Origin of the sequence: Arthrobacter sp. NPDC090010 (genome assembly GCF_044748305.1) — a bacterium.
Taxonomy (GTDB): domain Bacteria; phylum Actinomycetota; class Actinomycetes; order Actinomycetales; family Micrococcaceae; genus Arthrobacter_E.
The window spans coordinates 103964-125676 of record NZ_JBIVFT010000003.1 but is presented as its reverse complement, the minus strand read 5'-3'; the positions used below and the strand labels follow the sequence as shown (position 1 = coordinate 125676).

The window sequence follows — 21713 nt, the reverse complement described above, 5'->3', positions numbered from 1 at the left end:
CGGTGAAACAACCGGCTCCCAGGACCACCACCAGTTCCTTGAAAGGCGACCCCGTGAGCACCATCGAACCCGAACTCGTATCCGAGCTGCCCAATTTCCGTGATCCCGCTGAGCATCCCGGCCTCAGTCGGGCGATCAAACGGTCAGTCCTGTTCCGTTCCGCAGCGCCCGAAAGTTCGGGGCCCGAAGCACTGGCGGCGCTCCAGGCCCGCGGTCTGAGTACCGTGATCGACTTCCGTGCAGACGTCGAGAAGGCCGGACCTCACCCCTTTGCGGAAGGTTTCCAGGTAATGGATCACCCCATCGACGGGGCGAACGGTAGTTTCGAAACGATCCTGTCCGGTGGCCTTGCTGCTCTCTACGGCACCTTGCTGCGCACGCACGGGGACACGTTCGCCCGTGCAGCCAGCGACGTCGCCCACGCCGAGGGTGGCGTCCTGATCCACTGCACGGCAGGCAAAGACCGAACCGGGCTCATGATGGCCATGCTCCTCCTCCTCGCTGGTGCGGAGCGCGAATCTGTGGTGGAGGACTATGCGCGGAGTGAACCCGAACTCGCCGGTCCCTGGGCGGAGCGGATGCTTTCGCGGGTCTCCGGCATGGTTCCCGTGATGTCGCCGGCGATTGTCGAGGTCGTTTCGGGAAGCCCTGCCGCAGCCATGCATTCAGCTCTCACCACGCTGGACGCAGAATATGGCGGGGCTGCCGCATATCTCCTGGCGAATGGCCTCTCCTCAGACGACCTGGACCTTCTTCGATCGCGCCTGGCTTCAGCCTAAGAACCACTTCTGGCCCCCCGCGGGCCGGGACCCTGAGATCGTGAATCCCCGCGAACTGCTGATGTGACCTGAAGATCGGAAAGCTTACAACCATGACCATTCCTTACCTGGACCCCATTTTGAGTGCCAGAACACGGGCCCTTGACCTGCTGCGTCGGATGACTCTCCGTGAAAAGGCCGGCCAGTTGTTCACCGCCCGTGCCACGGTCTCCTCCGACGGCGTGCCGTGGGATGACCTGTCCGGCCAGCAAACGCCGGTTTTTGAGGTCCCGCCGACAACCGAGTTGCTCCAAGATCGTCTGCTTGGTGGATTGTCTCCCAATCAGGGAGCGCCGAGCGTTTCATTGTTCTGCTTCTGGACGAATCGGGTTCAAGAACTTGCAGCCGATACGCGACTGGGGATCCCCGTTCTGCTGTCTTCCGATCCTCGCCACGGAAAAGCTCACGACATCAACACCGCCACCAGCGGTGGACTGTTCACCATGGGGCCGGAACCTCTGGGCTTGGCTGCCAGCAATGATCCCGAGCTCGTGGAGCGCTTTGCCCGCATGGTCGCAGCGGAGTTCCGGGCCGTCGGAATCGCTCAGGCCATCCATCCAATGGCAGATCTTTCCACGGCGCCACGCTGGGCCCGCACCTCCGGAACGTTCGGCCCGGACCCTGACCTTGCATCGCGGATGGTCGAAGCCTACGTGCGTGGTCTTCAGGGAGAACGTCTTGGTTCAGGCTCCGTAGCTGCGATGCTCAAGCACCTTCCGGGTGGCGGGACGGGCCGGGGAGGGGAAGACCCGCACTTCGAAAACGGTTCTGATGCCGTGTTCACTGACGAGACCCTGGATCTGCATCTTCAACCCTTTCGCGCCGGAGTCTTGCAGGGGGCCGCCGCAGTGATGCCGAGCTACGGGATCGTTCGCGGAACCCGCTTTCCGGAACTCCCGGCCGCTTACAACGCCCAGCTGATCAACGGATTGCTCCGTGACGACATGGGATTTCGCGGCGTGGTAGTCAGCGACTACGGCCTGATCGAAGAGATGACCCTTCCCGGATATGGGGTGTCACTGCCATCCAGGTCTTGGGGAATCGTCGAGCAGGACCCCGCCCGGCGGATCAGCATGCTTCTCAAGGCAGGCGTCGACGTCCTCGGTGGCGAGACGTGCGTCGACAACGCTGAACGAGCGGTCAGCGAAGGACACCTTCCCACGGAAGTCCTCGACACTGCGGTCCTGAGGGTTCTGGAGCTGAAGATCAGGCTTGGTCTCTTCGAGAACCGTTTCGTTGATCCGGAACGTGCCCAGGAGATCGTCGGATCCGCTGAGCATCTGGCCGTGGCGCTCCAGGCGCAGGAGGCCGCGGCAGTCCCGCTCCATTCGCTTGGTAAGCAGCGCCCGAGGGGTCTGCGGTTGTATACCGAGGGCATCGACCCATCGACGGTTGAGGAGTATGGCGTGCCGGTGTCTGCGCCCGAACTGGCAGAACTGGCGGTGTTACGTCTGCAGGCTCCCTACGAGGTCGATCCGACAGGCCGGACGATGGGATTTCATCGTGGATCCCTGGATGTCCCGACAGGAGAGGCCGAGCGAGTCGCCGACATCTGTCGTCAGGTTCCGACCTTCGTCGATGTCTATTGCGACAGGGCGGCTGCGATAGGGCCCTTGGTCGAGCACTCCGAAGGCGCCATCGCTTCTTTCGGGGTGAGAGACGACCTGGTGCTCGGCATGGCGCTTGGAAGGATCATTCCCAAGGGGGCATTGCCTTTGGAGATCCCTCGTTCCGACGCCGCGGCGTGTCGCGTGCCGGAGGACAGGCCTCTGGCGAGCGAGAATCCGGTTTTCCCGTTCGGCTATCGCGGACCAACGGTCAGACCAGCGGAGGATTCGCTGATTCAGTAGCCCGCCCGGGGCAACAACGCGCGTGCCGCTCGGGCGAAGACGGCAGTCAGGTCGAGCATGGTGGAATCCAAGGCCCACTGAGCCCGCAGACCATCATTGAGTGCGAGAAGTTCCAGGGCGATCTGTCTCGGGTCTTCGCCCGGCTTTGCCAAACCGCTCTCGCGGTCACGGTGGATCCGGTCGGCGATGCTTTCGACGCTCTGGTGGAACACATCCTCGAGATGTTCGCGCGCGGGATGCCCGGACAGCAGAGACTCCCCTCCGAGTACGGCGCGAAAGCGCAGCAGGTCGGGGGATTCGAGAGAGACCCGCATGCCCTCGATGATCGCCTCCAGCAAGGTCGGGAAGCTGTCCTCAGGCCCAATGTTCGCGGCCATGGAATAGGAACGTTCGCGTAAGGAGATGACCGCCTCGTACAGCTCAGCCTTGGATCCGAAATGATGCAGGAGACCTGCGTCGGAGAGTCCCGCCCGTTCGGCGATGGAGGCGATGGAAGCCCCCCGGTACCCCCGTTCGGAAAAGCAACTCGCGGCAGCCACGAGGATCTGCTCTTTGCTCATCTCACCTTTGAGGTACGGTCCGCGCCGGGAAACCGGGGACGATGGCATGTGCTTCACTTCCGTCGCAGGTGAGCTGGCGGTTCAACTCTACGTGACTCCCCTCTTGATCAAGTGACCCTGCGTTCGCGACGCTCCGGCTCGCCGAACCACCGCCGCAATGCGCCGTTGAGCTCGTCCTGTGTGTCTCCGAGCCAGACGACGTGGCCGTCGGGGCGGAGCAGAGCCGATGCCGTGCCTGTTTGCGCGAGGGAGGCTGGGACGCGATCCACGCGCCTCTCCCAGCCCGCAACGCTGAGTCCCGCACTGCCGGACTGCCTGCCGTCGGACCCAGCGCCGTCGAACTGTGCTGCGCCGTCGAACTGCGCAGTGCCCTCGGACCCAGGGCCGTCGAGCAAGAGCCCCCGGCCGCTTCGCAGCAGCTCGAAGAGGCGACCGCCACTCAGCTGCTGGTCCGGTGCACGGCGGCCGAGGAGGTCCGGTCCGGGCCCGACGTCGTACCGGATCCCCAGCGAGCTGATGCGGCCCGCGAGGAAGCGGCCGACGTCGTCGAAGTCCAGCAGCTCTGCCAGCAGACGGCGCACGGCCTGCGGCCCGGGTTCCGGTGAGATGAGCTCGCTCTGGGCCCGCGTGAGCGTCAGGACATCTGCCGCGACGGGGTGCCGTTCCGCCTCGTAGCTGTCCAGCAGCCCGTCCGGAGCCCAGCCGTTGACGGCGGCTGCGAGCTTCCAGCCGAGGTTGAAGGCGTCCTGGACCCCCAGATTCAGGCCCTGGCCACCGAGCGGCGGGTGCACGTGGGCTGCGTCGCCCGCGAGGAACACCCGCCCGGCCCGGTACCGATCCGCCAGCCGGGTGGCATCACTGAACCTCGTGATCCAGCGAGGTGAGTGCACGCCGAAGTCCGTTCCGGCGTACTCCCGCAAGCGGCTTCTGAGCTCGTCCAGGGTCGGCGGGATCGTGCGGTCCTCAGACACCGCGGCGGCGGGGACCACGGCGCGGTACGCCCCGTTCCCGGCCGGCCCGATCCCGAACCCCCGGTGTTCCTTGCGGATCTCCTCGACCGCGCTGGCCACGTCCTCTGCGGAGGCGGTCACCTCAAGCTCACTGTGGATCCACTCGGTGGTCGCGGCATCGCCGGGGAATGTGACGCCGAGCAGGCGTCGCACGAGGCTGCGCCCTCCGTCGCAGCCCACCAGCCACCGTGAACGAAGGGTGCGGCCGTCGCTCAACTCGATCTGCACGCCGTCGTCGTCTTGCACGACGCCGGTGACCTCGCAGCCGCGCTGGATGACCGCCCCCAGCTCGGTGGCGTGCTCGGCCAGGAGCCTGTCGGTGATGGGTTGGGGGATGCCCAGGATGTAGCTGTGTCCTGAGCCCGGCTCCACAGGGAGGGGCTTGTCGATGCCGGCGAAGCGTCCGATGCCCGGGTATTGGCGACCTTCGGCCAGGAAACGGTCCAGGAGCCCACGCTGGTCCATGATCTCGATGGTGCGTGGGTGCAGGCCGAGGGCACGTACCGCTTGGGTGGGTTCCGGATCCCGCTCCAGCACCAGGACGTCGACCCCTTGCAAGCGCAGTTCGGCGGCCAGCATCATGCCCGTCGGCCCGCCACCGACGATGATCACGTCGATCATGTGAATCCCCGCATTCCGGCACCGGTTCCGGCGCCACGGCCACCCATTCTGCTCCGGGTAGGGGGCCTTGCCGCAAGACCCCCGTGCGGGGCTATCCTGGAAATGTGGCCGGGAGATGCGTTCCCCGGCCTTTCTGCTGCCCGGTTTCGATCCGGCGCTGAACAAGGGCCGGAGACGCACGGAGGGGCCGGGGAGTTCAACTCCCCGGCCCCTCCGTGGAGGTCCGCCTACTTCTTGAAGACGTCCTTCACGTTCTCCACCGCGTCGGCGGCGGCGTCCTTGACCTTGTCAGCGGCCTGCTTGAGGCCCGCCGAGGCCTGGTCCTTCTGACCTTCGGCTTCCAGCTGCTGGTCGTCGGTGGCCTTACCTGCGGCTTCCTTGGCCTTGCCGCCGAGCTCTTCGGCCTTGTGCTTGATGTCGTCGCCGATACCCATGATTTCCTCCTCGTCAGCGGGCTTGTCGCCCGGTCGATGTCCGGAACGGGTGGGAAGGCGATAGCCGTTCCTCATACCCTGGCGCGTTTCTGCGTTACTTCCATCCTTGCCAGGGTTCCCGGCGGTTCGCAAGTCCCCTTGTGTTGAGCGGTGCTGCGCGGAGGGGTTCAGCGGAAGAGTTCAGCGGGCGGCCACGTGGCGCATGACTCCGGCCGGCTGATCGACGACGACGGCACGGTGCTGGCTGCTGCGAGGCGCAGTCCGACGGCCTTTGCCCAGAAGCGCCTTGCGGCCCTGAACGACGGCGAAGCCCAGTCCTGCCAGGACGAACGCGGTGACCGTCACCCCGAGCAGGATGGCGATTCCGAGGACGGCGACCAGCAGGAAGACCGTGGAGTCGATCAATTCGACGGACATGGCGGGAGACCCTTTCATCAGGTTCGTGGACTAACCCCGAAGAATTAGTGCGCTGGATCCGGGAACGTGACGCGATTTCCCAGCTGGAACTCAGCCGGGGTCGGTCGTGGCGGCCCGTTGCGGTACGGTTCCGGCATGGGCCACACCACTGCGCAAACACCGGCGCTCCTGTCCCTGCCCGAGGCGTTCGAACGGATCGCGGGATTGCTGGAACAGCGGGCGTCGTCCGGCTCCCGGGTGATTCTCGGGATCGTGGGCTGCCCGGGCGCCGGAAAATCGACCCTCGCAATGCGGCTTCTGGAACATGTCGGACCGGAGCGCGCCGCAGTGGCACCCATGGACGGTTTCCATCTCGCGGGTACGGTGCTTGAGCGTTGCGGGCTGCAGGATCGCAAGGGAGCACCGGAGACCTTCGATGCCGAGGGTTATCTGTCCCTGCTTCGACGGTTGCGTGCCCGGGACGAAGAAGTCGTCTACGCTCCGGAATTCCGGCGCGAGATCGAGGAGCCGGTGGCCGGTGCCTTGCCGATTCCTCGGGAGACGTCCCTGGTCATCACCGAGGGGAACTACCTCCTGCTGTCCGATGGCGCCTGGTCCGGTGTGCACGACGTGCTGGACGAGGTCTGGTTCGTGGAGCCGGAGGAGGAACTGCGTCTGGAGCGGCTCGTCGCCCGTCATGAGGAGTTTGGGAAAAGCCCCGAGGCCGCCCGTGCCTGGGCTCTGGGCAGCGACGAGGCCAACGCCCGGCTGATCCGCGCCTCCCGCGGGCGCGCCGACGCCGTCGTGCGGGCAGGGTGACGATTCCCGGATGAGAGAGGTCTTTGAGTGAACGTGAATCCCTTGAGCGGAGACTATCCGTTCATCCGTACCGTCAGCTCCCCACTCACCTCGCACATGCTGCGCCCTTTGGACCCGCGATGCGAAACGGTGCAGTTCAGCGAGGCGCTCAGTCCCGGCGATTACGTGACACTTTCCGAGTGGATGGCACAGTACCCTTCGGTCACGCTCCGGGCTTTCGGATCCTACGACGGTTCCATCCGCGATCTCGATTTCCTGCGGCATTTTCCAGGCCTGCAAAGGTTCTCGGCCGATGCGATGTACAGCTCCCTTCAGTCGCTTGAGGGCCTCGGTTACTTGCCTGCCTCCACAACGGTTTTGGGGATCGGGCAGACGAAGAAGAAGCTGTCTCTCAAACCACTGGAGCGTTTCACCGCCCTGCGAAGGCTCTCCTTGGAAGGACAGACCAAAGATATCGGTGTCATTTCCGCTTTGACGAACCTCCGGAGTCTGACGCTCCGATCCATCACCTTGCCCGATCTATCGATTCTGCAAACCCTCGGCCGGTTGCGGGCGCTGGACCTCAAACTCGGCGGAACGCGTGATCTTACCCTTCTTCCCACCATCGGCCACTTGGAGTATCTGGAGCTGTGGATGGTCCGTGGCTTGCATGACCTTTCCCCCATTTCTGGTCTTGAAGGCCTGAGCTATCTTTTCCTGGAGTCTCTGAAGCAGGTCGAAAAGCTTCCCGACTTCACCCGCTCGGCTCGCCTTGAGACCGTCTGGCTTCAGAACATGAAGGGTCTCAAAGATCTCGCCCCGCTGCTGGCCGCGCCGGCCCTTCGTCGGCTTGCACTCGTCGAGATGGCCCATCTGCAAGCAGAAGACGTGGGAATTCTGGCCGGACATCCTGTTCTTGAGGCTTTCCGTCTGGGACTGGGAAGCGAACGGAAGAACAACGCCGCGCGCTCCCTTGTGGCCCTGCCCCCAGGTGAGAACTGGGGCAAACCCGATGTCTTCGGCGGCGATTGAGCCATGACCACTCTGAGGTCCGCAGACGAACTGGCCGGCGTGCATGATCCGGCCGCGTCCGTATCATGGCTCCATGACCGAACGCAGCGCAGTCTCCGAAGAGTCTGCCGTGCGGTTGATTCATGACCAGGGATGGCAGTCCCGTGCTGTCGGAGGTGTTTGGCTGGCAGCCAACTCTCCGGAGGGTCACGAGGACGCCCTGCTTCAGCTTCTGGTGGCTGATGCCGACACCGCAGTGAGCGAGGCGGTGGCGAATGCGCTCCTGGGTCGCGGTGACCGGCTCGGCGTGGAGCTTTTCGTACGGGCGTACACCTTGACGATGGACGACCAGTCAGGGACGGGACAGCAGCTGTTTTCCGTATGGTGGGAGCACCTGGGGGAGGCCGGACGGCTGCGTGAACGGTTGATGGCTCTCGTCCTCAGCTTGCGCCACGACTCTGACTCGGCCGATGTTCGAAGCGCCGCCGTCGATCTTCTTGCAGTATCTGGGACATGAGCAGGACTGGAAAATGAGTGGAGAGCCATCAGGAGCAGCCGCAGCGGTCCTCGAATTGATCACCGCCCGCGCCTTGTGGCTCATCAGGCAGGATGCTGCACCGCTTGCGATCGCGGCTGCCGCCCGTGCACTCGCGGCGGGCTTGGACGGTGAAGCCCTCCGCGAGCTCGCAGGCGTGCCCAGGACCATCGGCACCTTCGAACTCGGCGATCTCATCGAAGCGTCTCTCACCAGCCTGGGTGTGCCGGCCTCCCTTATGACGGAGGAGGATTCGCTCGTGCTCGGCGCGAATCACTATGCCCGGCAGGTGATCGGAGGCCGTCTTGCGACGCGGGAGTTCACGGCATGGGCCCACTCGGTCATCGGACACGGCGGGCCTGAAATCGCACAGGAGATCGTGGAGCTCGACGATCATCTTGATGGCCTCGAGGTGGGATGGGGCGAGAGTCCTGATCCGCTCCATGTCATCGAAGGGTTTCTTGATGTCTCAAACAGCGTGGTTCAGAAGTGGTTGCGGTTCTGGAATCGCTAGGCCGTTGTGGGACGGTGACCGGTGCCGGGAAGCACCATCAGGTGGATCGGCAGCTCCAGTCCAGGGTGCCAGTGCGCTTGGACGGTGGCGATGATCCGCCAGCCGCGCCTCTGGTAGAGCGCCACGGGGCGCTCTGACGCCGCGACGACGTCGAGCACCGGCCGGCCGCCGTCCGCGGAAGCGCGCTGCGTCGCGTGGTCCAGCAGGGCCGAGCCGATACCGGCTCCGGCGAGGTCTGGGTCGGTGAAGAGGGCGCTGACGCAGCGCAGATCGTCGATCTCCGCATCAAGGGCGTCCGCCCAATGCCGTCCCAGCCCGTCGTCGTCGACCAGTGTGATGGAGACGTGGCCGGCGAGTGTGCCGTCGGCGAGTTCGGCGACCCAGGAACCGCGTTCCGTGGTCCGTACGAGGAAGGACTCGACGCCGCCAGGGAAAGGCCAGACGGCGGGATAGCGACTGACGGGCTGCTGCCGTTCGAGCAGCTCGGCGAGGGCCGGGAGATCCCTGGCCGTCCGTGGCCGGATGGTGAAGTCCATGATCATTCAGGGTAGACGAACGGACGGCTGACGAGGGCTCTTGCATCGAAATATCGATGATGCTTGAGCCGTCGGTCCGCGGCGTCCGTCAGGGAAGTCCTGGGTGAAGAAGAACGACGTCTCTGGAGGCATTGACTTCGCCCGTTGGCCAAGTCTTAGTATGCAAAGGAGCCCGTTTCGCTCCCGATCAGAGCAATGGGCCGTGTGATTCGTCGAAACCCAAGAGAGCGTGGCGCCAAGGGAGAGAGCCCCCATGCATCCGAACGACGTTCAACGTATCGTGCAACAGGCCTGGACTGAGCAGCGCTGGGATGATTGGCGTGTGAGGTGCGCTGACTCTTATCGATTCCAGCTCACCCCAACGATCCGCCTTGATCTGGCTCAGACCCTGGAGTGGAGTCTGGCGTGGTTCACCGCATTCCCTGACTACCGGGAAGAGGTGCGAAGTGTCTACAGCTCACCCGACGGCGTGGCGTACGAACTCTCCGGTCAGGGCACCTCGTCCGCGGATCTGACGTTATTCGGCCGTGCTTTGATACCCCATGCACCGGGGCGACATTTCACTCTGGAGTACGCCAAGGTTCTTGTCCTCGATGGCGATGGCATGATCGTTCAGGATCGCCAGTATCTCGACACTGATTCACTGCGACGCCAGCTGGACGCATGATGCGTCCATCGATCACCGTGACCTCTGTAACGATCATGACGCCCCGTCCGCGGCAGCTCGCGGCCTTCTACGCCGCGCTGCTCTCGGGGGAGGTCACGGTGTCTGAGCCGGCGCGCCCCGGTGAACCCGAGGACGCCGGGTGGGCGCAGGTCAGGGCAGAGCCGCTGACCATCAATCTGGAATGGGAAAGGCATTGGCGTCCCCCGCATTGGCCGGCAGAGAGTGGAGAGCAGACGAGCACTCAGCACCTGGACCTACGCGTGGATGATCTGGAAGCCGCCACTGACTGGGCGATGAGCTGCGGTGCGGTCCGTGCTGAACATCAGCCGCAGGAGACGGTGGTCGTCATGCGAGATCCGTCGGGGCACCCTTTCTGTCTTTATGTCTGACACCGTCATCTGCGTAGGAAGGCTGAACAACTCATGGTGCCCGGAAAATCGATCTGGTCGCCCAGGTGGGTGGCCGTCACGGCCGTGACGACGGCGCTGCTGTGTGCTGGGTGCAGTCCGGAACCTCAGCCGCCGCGAGACGATACCGCCCGCGCCCGCACCGCAATCGAGCAATTCTCTGCGGCTCTCAACGGCAGGGGTCTGCTTTCGGTGCGCCCCGTCGTCGCCATCGGCGCGTGTGTCAACCAGAAGGCGGATCTGGCATGGTCGGCGTCTCTGACACCCGGGAAGTTCACCCAGCAGAACGATGCGGCGGATGACGTCATCGGGCGGGCCCTCGGGAGGTTGACTCCTCCCGCCCAGCAAAGCGGCGACGGTCTTGGGGTGGCTGACCTGCACCGTACGATTCATGCCGGCCCGGACGCGGAGCGTTCCCTCATGGTCTGGTCGCCGGACTGGCGCACGGTGGTCACCCTGACGGTGCCACGCGGCCAGTACGTGCGGATCGATGGGTTCGTTGCGTGCTGAAGGTTCCGGGAGTGATCGGCACCGTCAGGGTTTTGACTGATCGGCGAGGTCCCGGCCGGCCGGGAAGATTCGTTGCGAAGGTGGCTGTGCTCCTCCCTTCCAGGTGGGAAGAGCACAGCCGATGCACGCGCCGTTGAGCGGCGGTCGTGCATCTTGGGCACCTAGTGCCCCCCAATGGTCATCACTGGGTGCCCAAGTCGAGGAGCTGCCGGGATGGCAGCAGCTGGTGGATCTGGCCTTCAGGCGGCGATGGCGGTTTCACGGTCCGTGAGGGACGCGAGCTCCTGGACCTTCTCCTGGAGCATTTCCAGCGCTTCGCGATAGCTCGGTGCCTCGGCTTCCAGGAGTTGGGGTTCGCCGGTGTGCGGATCGGTGATGGTGGTGAAGAGTTTCATGATGCTGTGATGTTCCGCCGGGTTCGGGGATCTTGTGGTGCCCCGAACCCGGCTTGCCTCGGTTGCAGTTGCAGATCAGCGGGCCTCGGCCATGGCGAGGGCCTCGTCGAAGTCCAGGTCCGCGGCGTCGCCGGCGAAAACATCGAGCTGCTGCGGGGTGAGCGCCTTCAGCCGGGCCTCGGTCGCTGCTGCGTCTGGAAGGGTGGCGGGGTCTGCTGTGTCGCCCTTGCAGCCGAGGATTGCGTTGGGCTTGTAGCAGGTGCTTTCGTCGCCGGCTACCGAACCCGGGTTGCCGCTGGTGAAGGACAGACATCCTTCGATGTTGCCGAGGACGGAGAGCATGAGGCGGTAGCCCAGACCGAGGCAGGTTCCGGGTGCCATTCCTCCGGCCGGGACGATGAGGGTCACGGTGCGGGTCTTGGTGATCACGTACTTGAAAAGCCCGACTTGGCGGCGCTTCGTGGACCACCTCGAGACGGTGATCGGCTTGTCCCAGTAACCGAAGAGGACGTCCTCGCCCTTCCAGATGGCCTCCATGCCTGTTCCGGTGATGGCGTCTGTGGCGGTGATCACGAAGGTCTCCGTCCACGTGAAGACCGTGCCGGCCGGGATCGGGGCGGACCCGCTGTTGCAGATGGAGTAGCCGGCGCCGGTGTTGATGCCGATCAGGGAGAAACACCCAGCTGTGACACTGATGTTCCAGTCGCCGCCAGAAGCAACGGCCGACGGTGCGGCCACGGAGGCTGCGATGACCGGCACGGCCCAGGCGGCGCCCCGGGTGACGTTGCGGCGGGTGACCTGCTTGTTTCCCAGCTCGGCGACTGCGGTCGTGGTGCGTTTCATGGTGAAAAGGCCTTTCTTGGTCTGCCGCGTGAGCACGGCGTACGTCATACCGCGTCAGGGCTCTCCAGCCCCGACGCTTCGGGTCACGGTTCTTCTGTTCACTCGGTGCGGATGAATCGGATCAGTGCAGATGAATCGGATCCGGGCAGCCGCGGACGGCCCGTCCCGTGGGACGGCACGCCCGGAACTGTTCCGGCATGGCGGCAGAACGCGGAGTTCGGACGTAGGGCCTCCTAATGACCTGCGTCCATCACGCGCGGCGCGAAAACGGGTGACTTTTCTGGGCTCCTCCTTGCCGTGCTGCGTTCACCCGAGCAGCGTTCCCCCTGCAGAGCCCTGAGGAAGGAGTACCTGGGGAGGAAGCCTGCCTCAGGAGCTCTGACATCCATTATCTGACCAATGATCAAATTAATCAACACGGCGTCGATCAACCCGACGATCTGTCGATTGTCCGGACGGGTCGTCGATCGGTGCTAGGGTCCGTGGTGTGGTGCTAGTGGAAGATCAGGTGGGCCGCCGTCGGAAGGTCGATCGGTTGACGGGCGATGAGCGTGAGGCCGCCGTTTTTCAGACCCTGGAGCGGGTCCTTGAGGTCAAGAGCTTCGACGAAGTGACGGTGATGGACCTGGCCTCGGGCGCCGGGCTGTCGCGCTCGAGCTTCTACTTCTACTTCGCTTCGAAGGAAGAAGTGCTGGTGGCCTTGCTCAAGCGTCTCGTGAAGGAGGCTCTGGAGGCCGGCGACGAAGCGCAGCGCCGCCTTGCCGGGGAGACCGGCCCGTGGTGGCGGGAGCTGATCGCCGCACATCACGAGGTGTACTTGCGGCGCCCGCGGATCGTCCTGGCGGCGTTCGACGCTCAGAGCTGGAACCCTGAGGTCCGTCGTGTCATGGAGGAAATGCACACGTACCGGGTGCGGCGCGCCGCCGAGGTGATCGACAGGGTGCGAGGCTCTCGGGAACCGGCGAATGGACTCAGTGCTCATCAGGCGGCGGTCGTGTTGATCGCCATGAACGAGGAAGTGCTGCACTCCAGCTTGCGCAAGGATGCGGTTGCTCTTGATCCTGAAGAAGCGCTGACTGCACTCGGGGTGGTCTGGGCTCAGATCGTCGGGGCCTGACGAAGATGGCAAGAGCCGCTGTTCCCGCAACGGTGGCTTACAGTCGTGACATGAATGGACCGGGTCGGGAACTCGCACTCCGGAGGGTGAGGCTTGAGGACGCGCCTCGCATCCACGAGTGGGCATCGCGCCCGGAAGCATCGAGATATCAGGCGTGGGGTCCGCACGGGTACTCCGATACGGTCCGTTTTCTCCAGGACGCGCTCGCGGCCTGGGATGCGGATCCGCAGCGCCGGTGGGTCTTCGGCGCGGAACGCGGCGCTGAATTGTTCGGTGTCGGGGAGATCAAATGGCGTTCGCCGTCGACCTTCGAGATCTCGTACTCCATCCATGCGCAGTACTGGGGTCAAGGCCTCGGGACTTCCCTTGCCCGCTTGCTCGTGGCCCGGGTTTTCTCTGCACATGAGGACGCGGAGCGTGTGCAGGCGACGTGCGACCCGCGGAATGTCGCTTCCGAAAGGACTCTGCAGCGAATCGGGATGATCCATGAGGGTACGCTCCGACATACGAAGCGTCTTCGGGATGGATGGAGGGACTCGCGGATGTACAGCATGCTGAGAGACGAGTGGGAATCCGAGGGAAGATGAGCCGCCGACGGCCCTCTGGCCTGCAACTGGACTTGAATGATCTGCCGCCTGATGTGGGTGCTGCTCTTGACGCGGTCATCGCAGGGGAGGCCGTGACGCTCACCCGGTCAGGGCGAGCGGTCGGCTCTCTGGAATTCCGGGCGATCGTGCTTGAGGGGACCATTGTGGATGTACCAGTCCACTCTGAGCCGCCGGGGACCATGCCGGACGGTGTGATCGTGGTTGCCACGGCCATGACGCTTTCGGAAACCGCTCAACGGCGACTCTCTGACGAGCTCGGCGTGGAATACATCGTTCTCGACATCACCAAAGCCCCGTCCAATGCCGACGTCCTGCTCACACGCCCGGTCAGTCCGCAGCTGCTTGGCATCCTTCAGCACAAGTTCCCCGACGCGCGGGTCCTGATCGCCGAGATCGAGGATGAAGAACTCGGCATCAGCTACTCCGGTCCCGTCAGTCAGCTTCTCGACGCGGGTGCGTCCGCCTATCTCCCTCCGCGGCCGATCGCCGGATTGGCGGCCGATGTGCGCGGCTACCTCATGCAGGGCCGGCATCCCGGGCTCGAACTGGAGGACCGCCCCGGGCGGAGTCTCCCGGCCAGGGCGCGGGGTCAGATCGACCGTTGAATGAGTGCTCGACAGCCGACGCCGAAACCCGCTGAGAGATCGAAAATGCGGCGCTATCCTCGGTTGCCGTGTGCCGTGGGGAGACCGGAATCGTCCTTCGCGATGACGTCGAGGAGGCCTGGAAACCGCTGTTCGATGTCGTCGCGCCGGAGCGTCACACCCCGCATGTTCCCGCGGTCGACCTGTCGCACCAGGCCTGCTTCACGCAGGACCCGGAAGTGATGGGTGCGGGTCGACTTTGAAACCGGAAGCCCGAAACTGGTGCAGGTGCGTTCCACGCCGTCGTCGCCGTGCAACAGCTCATGGATCACATGCCGACGCAGAGGGTCGCTGAGTGCTCCGAGAACGTGCCCGAGCTCGATTTCGCCTCTCTCGGGGTGACCTTCCGCGTCCGGCATCTCATCAACTCCTTTAGGTTCTACTTGCATCATACCTTCGGCGGGGCCACGATAGGTTCGTAATGATTCGTACCTACGTCGAAAGTCACACCTCATGACCGGGCCGTCCCTGACTGTTGAGCACGCACCCGCAACGCGCCGATTGGTGTTGCCGGTGATCCTTCTGGCGCAGTTCGTCATCCCCCTGTCGATCGCGGGGACGGCGGTGGGGTTGCCCGTGATCTCCGCCGAGCTGGGAACTGACCCGGTCCTGCTGCAGGGAGTGGTGAACGGTTTCAACATCGCGTTCGCCTTGTGCACCGTGTTGTGGGGTCCGGTCGCCGACCGGATCGGCTCCGCCCGGGCGTTCTCCTGGGGCGTGCTCCTGGTGGTGATCGGTTCTGTGGCGAGCGGAGTCAGCCCGAATCTTGTGGTCCTCGACCTTGCGCGGGCTCTGGCCGGGGTCGGAGCTGCTGCGGTCATCACCGGCGCGACGGCGACGATCTCGCGAAGCTACGAGGGGCCGGCCCGTGCCAGGGCGTTTGCGGCGTTCGGGACGATCAACGGCTTGGGGCTGGCCGCGGGACCGAGCATTTCGGGTGTGCTGATCGGGTTCCTCGGGTGGCGGGCGGTGTTCCTTGCTCACGCGGTGGTGCTGTTGATCGCTTTGTTCGGCAGCTTCGTTCTTCCCCGTCGTCCTGTTGCGAAGAGCGGCGGAGGCCCGATGCTCGACCTCGGTCTGCTGCGCAATCCCGGTTTCCTGTCGATGACCTTGATCCCCGTGGCCGGTGCGGTCGGTTTCGTCACGCTCCTCACGTATCTGCCGGCTGCTCTTCAGGCGGTGCACGACTTTTCCGCGGCCGAGGCGGGGACGATGATGCTCTTCATGACGCTTCCCGTTCTGCTGGCGCCGACGGCGGTGCATCGGGTGACGCAGCACCGCCTCCGGGTCGGCGCTGCGGCCATCTCTCTCCTCGCCTTGGCGTGTCTGCTGATCGCACCGCTGGGCCTGCTGCTCCTGCGACCCGAGCTGCCGCCCGCACTGATCGCCATCCCGATGGTCTTCGCCGGACTTGGCTTCGGGCTGCCGCTGGGGATCGTGGACGGGCGGGCACTGTCGTTCGTGCCGCCCGAGCAAAGTGGCACCGCGGCAGGATTGCTGAATTTCTTCCGCATCGGCAGCGAAGCGGTGTTCGTCGCGCTCTACAGCGCCGCCCTGACCGCATCGATTCGTGCGCAGCCCGACGTGGCAGGGGAAGCTGAACGGATCGCGGCCGGCCAGTCGGGGCACGCCGGGGCGTATGCAGCGGCTCTTCAACCGGTCCTGGTGGGAGTCGCCGTCGTCGTACTTCTGCTCGGTGCGGTGTTCCCGCGGCTGTACCGCCGTGCGACGGCGGGGCGACGGCGGACGGTGGATCAGCCGGCTTCAGGACTCGAGTAGTCGGATCCGTCCCTCACCCGGTGTGCGCGGTCGTGGCCGCATAGAGCTTGGCCCGGGCGAGTTCGAGGAGAAGTCGTTCCTTGACGCAGTCGGGGCGATCGGCCTCGGGCGCAGCCTTGCAATCACCCAACTCATCCTGACGTTTCTTCAGGCTCTCATCCGAGCGGTTCAGATCGTCCGTGGACCAGCTCGCGAGATCCTGCTGCTCGGTACCGCGGACCTTGGAGAGGACCTCGGCGGGGTCATATCGCTTGCTCGTCTCAGAGGCGATGCTCCATGACCAGGTGCCGGCCACGATGACCGCCAACATGCCCAGCGCCATCGCCGAGAAGACGGCCGGACGCTCGGCCCGTGGTCTCGTCTTCGCGCGGTCTCCCAGCCGGGGCGCGATCACGGCATAGAGCACGGCTGCAACGATGAGCGCGACTCCGCTCCACAGCAGCACGCCGAGCAATCCGATGATTCCCATGACGTCATTCTCTCCGAGAGAAGGTGCCGGGAGCCTTCTCGTCGAGGATCTTTTATCAGAACGGTGCTTCGCGTCGAGGCGCGGCCATGGTGCGGGAGCCGGTGTAGCGGCCCGGCCGTTGAACCGGTCGGGCCGCACCACCGCTCGGATCAGCCGGTGTAGCGGTCGGTGAAGCTGTTTCCGCTGCTGGGATTGTCCGGGGTTTCCACCGTGACGCCGTTCTGAACCATGGACACCTTCTGATCCGCCGTGAGGTTCGGGTTGGTGCCGTTCTCAGTGAGTCCGGTGAAGGTCACGGGGGTGGTCTGGGCCATCGGGGCGATCGTGCCATTGATCTGGGTTGCCTCGTGGATGTACTCCACGTCGCTGGCCGGGCCCGTGTAGTTCTGATTGGTGGTGAATGACTGACCGGTGGTGTTGTTCTTCAGCGTGATACTCCAGGTGTTCCCGCTGACCTTGGCCACGGTCCCGGTGATGGAGTTCCCCGGGCTGACAGCCAGATTGATGCGGGTTTGCACCGCGGGGAGAATCTCCCACCAGGCGTAGTAGACGGCTTTGCCGCCGACAGTGTCTTCTTCTGTACCGGTTTGGATCAGGTTGCTGTTCGACCAGCCGTCGATGCCGACCCAGGTGGTTGCGTACTTGTTGGTGCTGGAGGTTGTGACCGTCGGGACCGTCCATGTCGCAGAGGCGGAGCTGTAGCCACCGGCACTCTGGGCGTATCCGGACCAGTTGCCCGAGGTGCTGGAGGACTTCACGTTGGCGGTGTGATGGGCGAAGCTCGCGGTGCCGGAAGGTCCTTCGGCAGCGAAAGCGGGGGAGGGGCCGGCGCTGAGAAGCACCAGTGCGGCCAGCGATCCAGCAATGATTCCTACGGATTTCTTCATCGATCATCCTTAGAGGAACATCTGCGCGCGGTGAGTGTGCGTGCAAATGGAGCGGGTGTCGACCATAGCGATCGACACCTTGTCATGATTGTGACAACAGCAGTCATGTTATATGCAGATGTCCTACCTGTCACTGATGGGAAAAATGTCATATCGATGTTGCGTGCCCGGTCGCGGTGAAGGACGGGCTCGGCCGGCCCTGAGGCCGCCGCTCACCGCCCGGGCGCATCCGCCGAGGTGAGTGCTTCTTCCGCCTGGCGTCCCCGGCCGCCGGAGACGATCTCACGGAGGGCCAGGACGTGCCGCTCGAATGCGGTCCGCCCGGCCGGTGTGAGCCGAGCTGACGTGCGCGGGCGCTTGCCCACGAAATCCTTGCGGATCTCAACGTAGCCCGCCGCTTCCAGGGTTGAAAGCTGTTTGGACAGGGCCGAGTCTGAGAGCTCGATGCTCTCCTTCAGGACTTTGAAGTCGGCCCAGGCCGTCGCCGCGAGGAATGCGACCAGTGAAAGCCGCGTCGGCGCGTGAATCAGGTGGTCGAAGCGCGCTTCGCTCACGGCGCGATCCTTGAGTGGCGGACCAGTGCCGAGGCATCCCGCCTCACCAGCATCGGGCCTGCGATGGCGAACGCGATTCCCACGACGGCGGCCGCAATGGTCCCCGGATAGGGGACCGCCAGGGCCTTGAGAAGAAGCCCTGTGGCCAGCCCGATGATGACCAGGGAGACGACGAAAGCCGCCAGTCCGATCAGGGTCCTTCGGGTGGTTCCCGGGCCGCCGATGCCCCGCCGAGGTGCGGCGGTGCCCGCCGCGCGGCGCACGGGTACGTCGATCACGAACGAGGCGATCACGAAGAGGCCGATGCCGACGGCGAAAAACGACCCCGAGGCGATCTCCATTGATGCTGCGAGAGCCGTGAAGAGCGCCGCGTAGCTCCACCACCACCAGGCGGGGAAGACCCGTCGACGAATGACCTGCTCGCTCCGGTCATCGATCTCTCCCAAGGCCCGCGTGGCTTCCGCGGGCGTCACCGGATCTGACATTTCGCACCTCCAGGCAAGTACTTTCCTAATTGGAAAGTACGCTCCCTTGCGAGACAGGTCAAGAGATCTGTCCGGGAATCCTCCGGCCGTTCCGGAAGCCTCCGGGGGCCGTCGCATTGCTCGCAGCGCAGGGCAGCGCGACGCAGCTCGCCGCGCCGTGCCCGTTTGCGACCGTTCCGACCATGACCCTTGCCGTGGGCGTGCCGGATCGCAGAGCCTGGAGCCCACACCCGTCACAGGCCGTGATGCCCCGGCATCCCGAGCCGGACCCGGAAGGAACCCCATGCCTCAGCTCTCCTCGGCCGTGCTCGCCGGGCTGCGTCCCGGCAGTGCCGTCGGCCTCCCGCGCTATGACCGCGCGGCCGTCACGACGGGAATCGTGCACTTCGGTGTCGGCGGCTTTCACCGGGCCCATCAGGCCGTCTATCTGGACGAGCTCATGAACCAGGGAAAGGCGCTCGACTGGGGCATCTGCGGAGTCGGTGTCCTGCCGCAGGACCGCGCCATGAAGGAGGCCATGGACGCCCAGGACTGTCTCTACACCGTGGTGGTCAAACACGCTGACGGCAGCCGCAGCCCGCGCGTCGTCGGTTCCCTCATCGAGTACCTCTTCGCGCGGGACAGTCCCGAGGCGGTCCTGGAGAAACTGGCTTCACCCCGGACCCGGATCGTCTCGCTGACGATCACCGAGGGCGGCTACAACTTCCACCACGTCACGGGAGAGTTCGACGACGCCGCCCCGGCGGTCGTCGCCGACCTCGCCGAAGGCGCCATCCCCGGCACGGTGTTCGGCTTGGTCACGGAGGCGCTGGCCCGCCGTCGTGCCCGCCGAGTGCCGCCGTTCACGATCATGTCCTGCGACAACATCCAAGGCAACGGTGACGTGGCCCGCAAGATGTTCACGGCGTTCGCTCGCCTCAAGGACGCCGAACTCGCGGCCTGGATCGAAGATGAGGTGCCGTTCCCGAATTCCATGGTGGACCGCATCACGCCCGTCACCACGGCGAAGGACCGGGCGGATGTCGCGGCGGACTACGGTTACGAGGATTCCTGGCCCGTGGTCTGCGAACCGTTCACCCAATGGGTCCTGGAGGACCACTTCGTCCACTCCGACGACGGGCCGGGGCGTCCGCCGTATCAGGACGCCGGGGTCCAGCTGGTGCCGGATGTGGAGCCTTACGAACTCATGAAGCTCCGGCTGCTGAATGCCAGTCACCAGGCCATGGCCTACTTCGGCTACCTCGCAGGCCACCGCTTCGCGCACGAGGCGGCCCAGGATCCGGAGATCGCCAGACTCCTGCTCGACTACATGGAGCATGAGGCGACTCCCACGCTTCGAGCGGTGCCCGGCGTGGATCTCCCGGCCTACCGAAGCCAGCTGATCGAGCGCTTCTCCAACGAACACATCAGAGACACCCTGGCGCGGCTGTGCGCCGAGAGCTCCGACCGGATCCCCAAGTGGCTGCTCCCGGTGATCCGCGAGAACCTCGCAGCCGACGACGCCGGGGAGCCGCGCGAGGTGTTCCGCAGTGCCGCCGTCGTCGCCTCCTGGGCGCGCTACGCCGAGGGCGTGGACGAGGCGGGCGAGCCGATCGCCGTCGTCGACCGCCTGAAGGAAGAGCTGATGGCCGCCGCCGGCCGTCAACGGGAGGAACCGCTGGTGTTCGTGGCGCAGCGCGAGCTGTTCGGCGACCTCGCGGACGATGCGCGCTTCACCGCACCGTACCTGGAGGCTTTGACCGGCCTGCACACCCGAGGAGCCGCTGCCACCGTGGCCGGCCTGGTGGGCGGGGAGGCCTGAGTGGCACTCGTCGCGGGGATCGACACCTCCACCCAGTCCTGCAAGGTCACGATCCGGGACGCCGACAGCGGTGAACTGCTCCGCCGCGGCTGGGCGCGTCATCCGCAGGGCACGGAAGTGGACCCCGAACGCTGGTGGGATGCGCTGCAGGAGGCCTTGCGGCAGGCAGGCGGTCTGGATGACGTGGCCGCCGTCTCGATCGCAGGGCAGCAGCATGGCATGGTCTGCCTGGATGAGCGAGGCGAGGTGATCAGGCCCGCGCTGCTCTGGAACGACATCCGCTCCGCCCCGGACGCGGAACGGCTCGTGGCCGCGGCCGGCCCCACCCCGGAACTGGGCCGGGAACACTGGGCACAGGCCACCGGGACGGTCCCGGTCGCCTCACTCACCGTGTCCAAACTGCATTGGCTCGCAGCGAATGAGCCCGCCAATGCCCGAAAAGTCGCCGCGGTGTGCCTGCCCCACGATTGGCTGCAATGGCGTCTGGCCGGATACGGCCCCGGCAAGGCCGACTTCGGGTCCCTCGTCACGGACCGTTCGGACGCTTCGGGGACCGGGTACTTCTCCGCCGTTCGCGATGCGTACCTTCCGGAGGTGGTGCGGGACATCCTGGGGCACGACGTCGTCCTGCCGCGCGTGCTCGGGCCATTGGAAGCCGCGGGGCGCCTGCCCTCGGGGCAGCTTCTGGGGCCGGGCGCCGGGGACAACGCGGCGGCGGCCCTGGGTGTGGGTGCGCAGCTGGGAGACGTGGTGGTCTCGCTCGGAACCTCCGGGACCATTTTCGCGGTCTCGCCTGAGCCCGGGCATGACCCGTCCGGTGTGGTCGCCGGTTTCGCCGATGCCGCAGGGCACTTCCTGCCGCTGGTCTGCACGCTCAACGCGGCCCGGGTGTTCGACGCGACCGCGACGGTCCTGGGCGTCTCCCTGGAAGGGCTCGACGCCTTGGCGAGCGCGGCCCGGCCCGGGGCCGGCGGGTTGACGATGGTTCCGTACTTCGAGGGAGAGCGGACCCCGAATCTGCCGCACGCCAAGGGTGGCCTGCACGGGATGACCTTGGACAACTTCACGCCGGGGAATGTGGCCCGTGCCGGCTTCGAGGGGGTCATCGCCTCCTTGGCGCTGGGGCTCGATGCCCTCGAAGCCCAAGGGGCCAAGGCTCGGCGCGTGATCCTGGTGGGCGGAGGCAGTCAGGCCGCGACCGCCCGCGCCGTGGCCGCTGACATCTTCGGGCTGCCGGTCCTGGTGCCGGCCCCGGACGAGTATGTGGCCCGGGGCGCGGCGCTCCAGGCGGCGGGTGTCCTGAAGGGCGAGTTTCCGAGCTGGCGGCAGGAGGGGCACCTGGTCCCGCAGACACTGGGAGACGGCGTGGCCTTGAGCGCTTTCCGGCACTGGTCCGCAGGGTATCTGGGCTGAGATGCCCTGCCTCGGCTCGCGAGATGCCAGTTGAGCACAGTCCCAAGCTCC

General features: G+C 65.4%; 27 protein-coding genes. 15 read left to right on the top strand and 12 right to left on the bottom strand.

The features are described 5' to 3' along the window. The first annotated feature begins 53 nt into the window (after nucleotides 1-53). Complete coding sequence (locus tag ACIPXZ_RS05985; RefSeq protein ID WP_400591335.1) at nucleotides 54-779, top strand: tyrosine-protein phosphatase; 726 nt, start codon at nucleotides 54-56, stop codon at nucleotides 777-779. Between the two features lie 92 nt (nucleotides 780-871). Next, a complete protein-coding gene (locus tag ACIPXZ_RS05980; RefSeq protein ID WP_400591333.1) occupies nucleotides 872-2668 on the top strand; it encodes a glycoside hydrolase family 3 protein in 1797 nt (598 codons plus the stop codon). Here ACIPXZ_RS05980 and ACIPXZ_RS05975 read toward each other — a convergent pair. The 4 genes from ACIPXZ_RS05975 to ACIPXZ_RS05960 form a co-directional block, all read right to left on the bottom strand. Further along, nucleotides 2662-3228 (bottom strand): TetR/AcrR family transcriptional regulator, encoded by a 567-nt coding sequence (locus ACIPXZ_RS05975; RefSeq protein ID WP_400591331.1) that lies wholly within the window; start codon nucleotides 3226-3228, stop codon nucleotides 2662-2664. The two genes, ACIPXZ_RS05980 and ACIPXZ_RS05975, sit on opposite strands and share 7 nt — an antisense overlap. A gap of 107 nt (nucleotides 3229-3335) precedes the next feature. After that, a complete protein-coding gene (locus ACIPXZ_RS05970; protein ID WP_400591329.1) occupies nucleotides 3336-4859 on the bottom strand; it encodes an FAD-dependent oxidoreductase in 1524 nt (507 codons plus the stop codon). Between the two features lie 227 nt (nucleotides 4860-5086). After that, nucleotides 5087-5293: a CsbD family protein gene (locus ACIPXZ_RS05965; RefSeq protein WP_400591327.1), complete on the bottom strand. Its 207-nt coding sequence runs from the start codon at nucleotides 5291-5293 to the stop codon at nucleotides 5087-5089. A 180-nt stretch (nucleotides 5294-5473) separates the two neighbouring features. Further along, the gene (locus ACIPXZ_RS05960) at nucleotides 5474-5710 is read right to left on the bottom strand and encodes a hypothetical protein (RefSeq protein WP_400591325.1); all 237 of its coding nucleotides are present in this window, start codon (nucleotides 5708-5710) and stop codon (nucleotides 5474-5476) included. A 66-nt stretch (nucleotides 5711-5776) separates the two neighbouring features. On the opposite strand from ACIPXZ_RS05960, the gene ACIPXZ_RS05955 reads away from it, so the two are divergent. From ACIPXZ_RS05955 to ACIPXZ_RS05940, 4 genes are all read left to right on the top strand, one after another. Beyond that, on the top strand, nucleotides 5777-6508 hold the full coding sequence (locus ACIPXZ_RS05955) for a nucleoside/nucleotide kinase family protein (RefSeq protein WP_400591323.1): 732 nt from the start codon (nucleotides 5777-5779) through the stop codon (nucleotides 6506-6508). 27 nt (nucleotides 6509-6535) lie between these two features. Beyond that, nucleotides 6536-7519 carry a hypothetical protein gene (locus ACIPXZ_RS05950; RefSeq protein WP_400591321.1) on the top strand — a complete coding sequence of 328 codons (984 nt, stop codon included), beginning with the start codon at nucleotides 6536-6538 and terminating at the stop codon, nucleotides 7517-7519. Between the two features lie 73 nt (nucleotides 7520-7592). Beyond that, entirely contained in the window at nucleotides 7593-8015 is a 423-nt protein-coding gene (locus tag ACIPXZ_RS05945) for a hypothetical protein (protein ID WP_400591319.1), read from the top strand. Nucleotides 8016-8028: 13 nt separating this feature from the next. Next, nucleotides 8029-8547, top strand: coding sequence for a hypothetical protein (locus ACIPXZ_RS05940; RefSeq protein ID WP_400591317.1), 519 nt, complete (start codon nucleotides 8029-8031; stop codon nucleotides 8545-8547). Here the strand turns inward: ACIPXZ_RS05940 and ACIPXZ_RS05935 are convergent. Continuing rightward, on the bottom strand, nucleotides 8544-9083 hold the full coding sequence (locus tag ACIPXZ_RS05935; RefSeq protein ID WP_400591316.1) for a GNAT family N-acetyltransferase: 540 nt from the start codon (nucleotides 9081-9083) through the stop codon (nucleotides 8544-8546). The genes ACIPXZ_RS05940 and ACIPXZ_RS05935 overlap by 4 nt on opposite strands. A gap of 253 nt (nucleotides 9084-9336) precedes the next feature. Between ACIPXZ_RS05935 and ACIPXZ_RS05930 the strand changes: the two genes are divergently transcribed. Genes ACIPXZ_RS05930 through ACIPXZ_RS05920 form a run of 3 tightly spaced genes read left to right on the top strand, consistent with a single transcriptional unit; the run spans nucleotide 9337 to nucleotide 10667 of the window. Next, entirely contained in the window at nucleotides 9337-9750 is a 414-nt protein-coding gene (locus ACIPXZ_RS05930; protein ID WP_400591314.1) for an ester cyclase, read from the top strand. Next, nucleotides 9747-10139: a VOC family protein gene (locus tag ACIPXZ_RS05925; protein WP_400591313.1), complete on the top strand. Its 393-nt coding sequence runs from the start codon at nucleotides 9747-9749 to the stop codon at nucleotides 10137-10139. The genes ACIPXZ_RS05930 and ACIPXZ_RS05925 overlap by 4 nt, the downstream gene beginning before the upstream one ends. Nucleotides 10140-10172: 33 nt before the next feature. Then, a complete protein-coding gene (locus ACIPXZ_RS05920) occupies nucleotides 10173-10667 on the top strand; it encodes a hypothetical protein (RefSeq protein ID WP_400591311.1) in 495 nt (164 codons plus the stop codon). Between the two features lie 239 nt (nucleotides 10668-10906). Here ACIPXZ_RS05920 and ACIPXZ_RS05915 read toward each other — a convergent pair whose 3' ends face one another. Both ACIPXZ_RS05915 and ACIPXZ_RS05910 read right to left on the bottom strand, forming a co-directional pair. Continuing rightward, nucleotides 10907-11062 (bottom strand): hypothetical protein, encoded by a 156-nt coding sequence (locus tag ACIPXZ_RS05915; protein WP_400591310.1) that lies wholly within the window; start codon nucleotides 11060-11062, stop codon nucleotides 10907-10909. 75 nt (nucleotides 11063-11137) lie between these two features. After that, on the bottom strand, nucleotides 11138-11905 hold the full coding sequence (locus tag ACIPXZ_RS05910; protein ID WP_400591308.1) for a hypothetical protein: 768 nt from the start codon (nucleotides 11903-11905) through the stop codon (nucleotides 11138-11140). Between the two features lie 487 nt (nucleotides 11906-12392). Between ACIPXZ_RS05910 and ACIPXZ_RS05905 the strand changes: the two genes are divergently transcribed. Genes ACIPXZ_RS05905 through ACIPXZ_RS05895 form a run of 3 tightly spaced genes read left to right on the top strand, consistent with a single transcriptional unit; the run spans nucleotide 12393 to nucleotide 14235 of the window. Beyond that, nucleotides 12393-13022, top strand: coding sequence for a TetR/AcrR family transcriptional regulator (locus tag ACIPXZ_RS05905; RefSeq protein ID WP_400591306.1), 630 nt, complete (start codon nucleotides 12393-12395; stop codon nucleotides 13020-13022). Nucleotides 13023-13027: 5 nt separating this feature from the next. After that, nucleotides 13028-13609 (top strand): GNAT family N-acetyltransferase, encoded by a 582-nt coding sequence (locus ACIPXZ_RS05900; protein WP_400591304.1) that lies wholly within the window; start codon nucleotides 13028-13030, stop codon nucleotides 13607-13609. 53 nt (nucleotides 13610-13662) lie between these two features. Continuing rightward, entirely contained in the window at nucleotides 13663-14235 is a 573-nt protein-coding gene (locus tag ACIPXZ_RS05895) for a hypothetical protein (protein WP_400591303.1), read from the top strand. A gap of 53 nt (nucleotides 14236-14288) precedes the next feature. On the opposite strand, the gene ACIPXZ_RS05890 is transcribed toward ACIPXZ_RS05895, so the two are convergent. Next, entirely contained in the window at nucleotides 14289-14633 is a 345-nt protein-coding gene (locus ACIPXZ_RS05890) for an ArsR/SmtB family transcription factor (protein WP_400591301.1), read from the bottom strand. A 94-nt stretch (nucleotides 14634-14727) separates the two neighbouring features. Between ACIPXZ_RS05890 and ACIPXZ_RS05885 the strand changes: the two genes are divergently transcribed. Next, complete coding sequence (locus tag ACIPXZ_RS05885; RefSeq protein WP_400591299.1) at nucleotides 14728-16053, top strand: MFS transporter; 1326 nt, start codon at nucleotides 14728-14730, stop codon at nucleotides 16051-16053. A 13-nt stretch (nucleotides 16054-16066) separates the two neighbouring features. Here ACIPXZ_RS05885 and ACIPXZ_RS05880 read toward each other — a convergent pair whose 3' ends face one another. The 4 genes from ACIPXZ_RS05880 to ACIPXZ_RS05865 form a co-directional block, all read right to left on the bottom strand. After that, complete coding sequence (locus tag ACIPXZ_RS05880) at nucleotides 16067-16522, bottom strand: hypothetical protein (protein ID WP_400591297.1); 456 nt, start codon at nucleotides 16520-16522, stop codon at nucleotides 16067-16069. 149 nt (nucleotides 16523-16671) lie between these two features. Then, entirely contained in the window at nucleotides 16672-17409 is a 738-nt protein-coding gene (locus ACIPXZ_RS05875; RefSeq protein WP_400591295.1) for a G1 family glutamic endopeptidase, read from the bottom strand. A gap of 212 nt (nucleotides 17410-17621) precedes the next feature. Further along, nucleotides 17622-17963, bottom strand: a complete 342-nt coding sequence (locus tag ACIPXZ_RS05870; RefSeq protein ID WP_400591294.1) for a winged helix-turn-helix domain-containing protein — start codon at nucleotides 17961-17963, stop codon at nucleotides 17622-17624. Continuing rightward, entirely contained in the window at nucleotides 17960-18448 is a 489-nt protein-coding gene (locus tag ACIPXZ_RS05865; RefSeq protein WP_400591292.1) for a hypothetical protein, read from the bottom strand. The genes ACIPXZ_RS05870 and ACIPXZ_RS05865 overlap by 4 nt, the downstream gene beginning before the upstream one ends. 283 nt (nucleotides 18449-18731) lie before the next feature. Here ACIPXZ_RS05865 and ACIPXZ_RS05860 point away from each other — a divergent pair, with 283 nt between their 5' ends. Together ACIPXZ_RS05860 and ACIPXZ_RS05855 are read left to right on the top strand one after the other, a co-directional pair. After that, on the top strand, nucleotides 18732-20249 hold the full coding sequence (locus ACIPXZ_RS05860) for a mannitol dehydrogenase family protein (protein WP_400591290.1): 1518 nt from the start codon (nucleotides 18732-18734) through the stop codon (nucleotides 20247-20249). Continuing rightward, on the top strand, nucleotides 20250-21662 hold the full coding sequence (locus ACIPXZ_RS05855; RefSeq protein WP_400591288.1) for a xylulokinase: 1413 nt from the start codon (nucleotides 20250-20252) through the stop codon (nucleotides 21660-21662). Nucleotides 21663-21713: the final 51 nt, after the last annotated feature.

Excerpts from the sequence above, each read along its gene's own strand:
- ACIPXZ_RS05930 (WP_400591314.1), top strand. The coding sequence starts at position 9,337 with ATGCATCCGAACGACGTTCAACGTATCGTGCAACAGGCCTGGACTGAG.
- ACIPXZ_RS05935 (WP_400591316.1), bottom strand. The coding sequence starts at position 9,083 with ATGGACTTCACCATCCGGCCACGGACGGCCAGGGATCTCCCGGCCCTC.
- ACIPXZ_RS05890 (WP_400591301.1), bottom strand. The coding sequence starts at position 14,633 with ATGCCGGACGCGGAAGGTCACCCCGAGAGAGGCGAAATCGAGCTCGGG.
- ACIPXZ_RS05965 (WP_400591327.1), bottom strand. The coding sequence starts at position 5,293 with ATGGGTATCGGCGACGACATCAAGCACAAGGCCGAAGAGCTCGGCGGC.
- ACIPXZ_RS05865 (WP_400591292.1), bottom strand. The coding sequence starts at position 18,448 with ATGTCAGATCCGGTGACGCCCGCGGAAGCCACGCGGGCCTTGGGAGAG.
- ACIPXZ_RS05975 (WP_400591331.1), bottom strand. The coding sequence starts at position 3,228 with ATGAGCAAAGAGCAGATCCTCGTGGCTGCCGCGAGTTGCTTTTCCGAA.
- ACIPXZ_RS05925 (WP_400591313.1), top strand. The coding sequence starts at position 9,747 with ATGATGCGTCCATCGATCACCGTGACCTCTGTAACGATCATGACGCCC.
- ACIPXZ_RS05910 (WP_400591308.1), bottom strand. The coding sequence starts at position 11,905 with ATGAAACGCACCACGACCGCAGTCGCCGAGCTGGGAAACAAGCAGGTC.
- ACIPXZ_RS05875 (WP_400591295.1), bottom strand. The coding sequence starts at position 17,409 with ATGAAGAAATCCGTAGGAATCATTGCTGGATCGCTGGCCGCACTGGTG.
- ACIPXZ_RS05980 (WP_400591333.1), top strand. The coding sequence starts at position 872 with ATGACCATTCCTTACCTGGACCCCATTTTGAGTGCCAGAACACGGGCC.
- ACIPXZ_RS05970 (WP_400591329.1), bottom strand. The coding sequence starts at position 4,859 with ATGATCGACGTGATCATCGTCGGTGGCGGGCCGACGGGCATGATGCTG.
- ACIPXZ_RS05940 (WP_400591317.1), top strand. The coding sequence starts at position 8,029 with ATGAGTGGAGAGCCATCAGGAGCAGCCGCAGCGGTCCTCGAATTGATC.
- ACIPXZ_RS05880 (WP_400591297.1), bottom strand. The coding sequence starts at position 16,522 with ATGGGAATCATCGGATTGCTCGGCGTGCTGCTGTGGAGCGGAGTCGCG.
- ACIPXZ_RS05860 (WP_400591290.1), top strand. The coding sequence starts at position 18,732 with ATGCCTCAGCTCTCCTCGGCCGTGCTCGCCGGGCTGCGTCCCGGCAGT.
- ACIPXZ_RS05960 (WP_400591325.1), bottom strand. The coding sequence starts at position 5,710 with ATGTCCGTCGAATTGATCGACTCCACGGTCTTCCTGCTGGTCGCCGTC.
- ACIPXZ_RS05920 (WP_400591311.1), top strand. The coding sequence starts at position 10,173 with ATGGTGCCCGGAAAATCGATCTGGTCGCCCAGGTGGGTGGCCGTCACG.
- ACIPXZ_RS05915 (WP_400591310.1), bottom strand. The coding sequence starts at position 11,062 with ATGAAACTCTTCACCACCATCACCGATCCGCACACCGGCGAACCCCAA.
- ACIPXZ_RS05900 (WP_400591304.1), top strand. The coding sequence starts at position 13,028 with ATGGCAAGAGCCGCTGTTCCCGCAACGGTGGCTTACAGTCGTGACATG.
- ACIPXZ_RS05945 (WP_400591319.1), top strand. The coding sequence starts at position 7,593 with ATGACCGAACGCAGCGCAGTCTCCGAAGAGTCTGCCGTGCGGTTGATT.
- ACIPXZ_RS05885 (WP_400591299.1), top strand. The coding sequence starts at position 14,728 with ATGACCGGGCCGTCCCTGACTGTTGAGCACGCACCCGCAACGCGCCGA.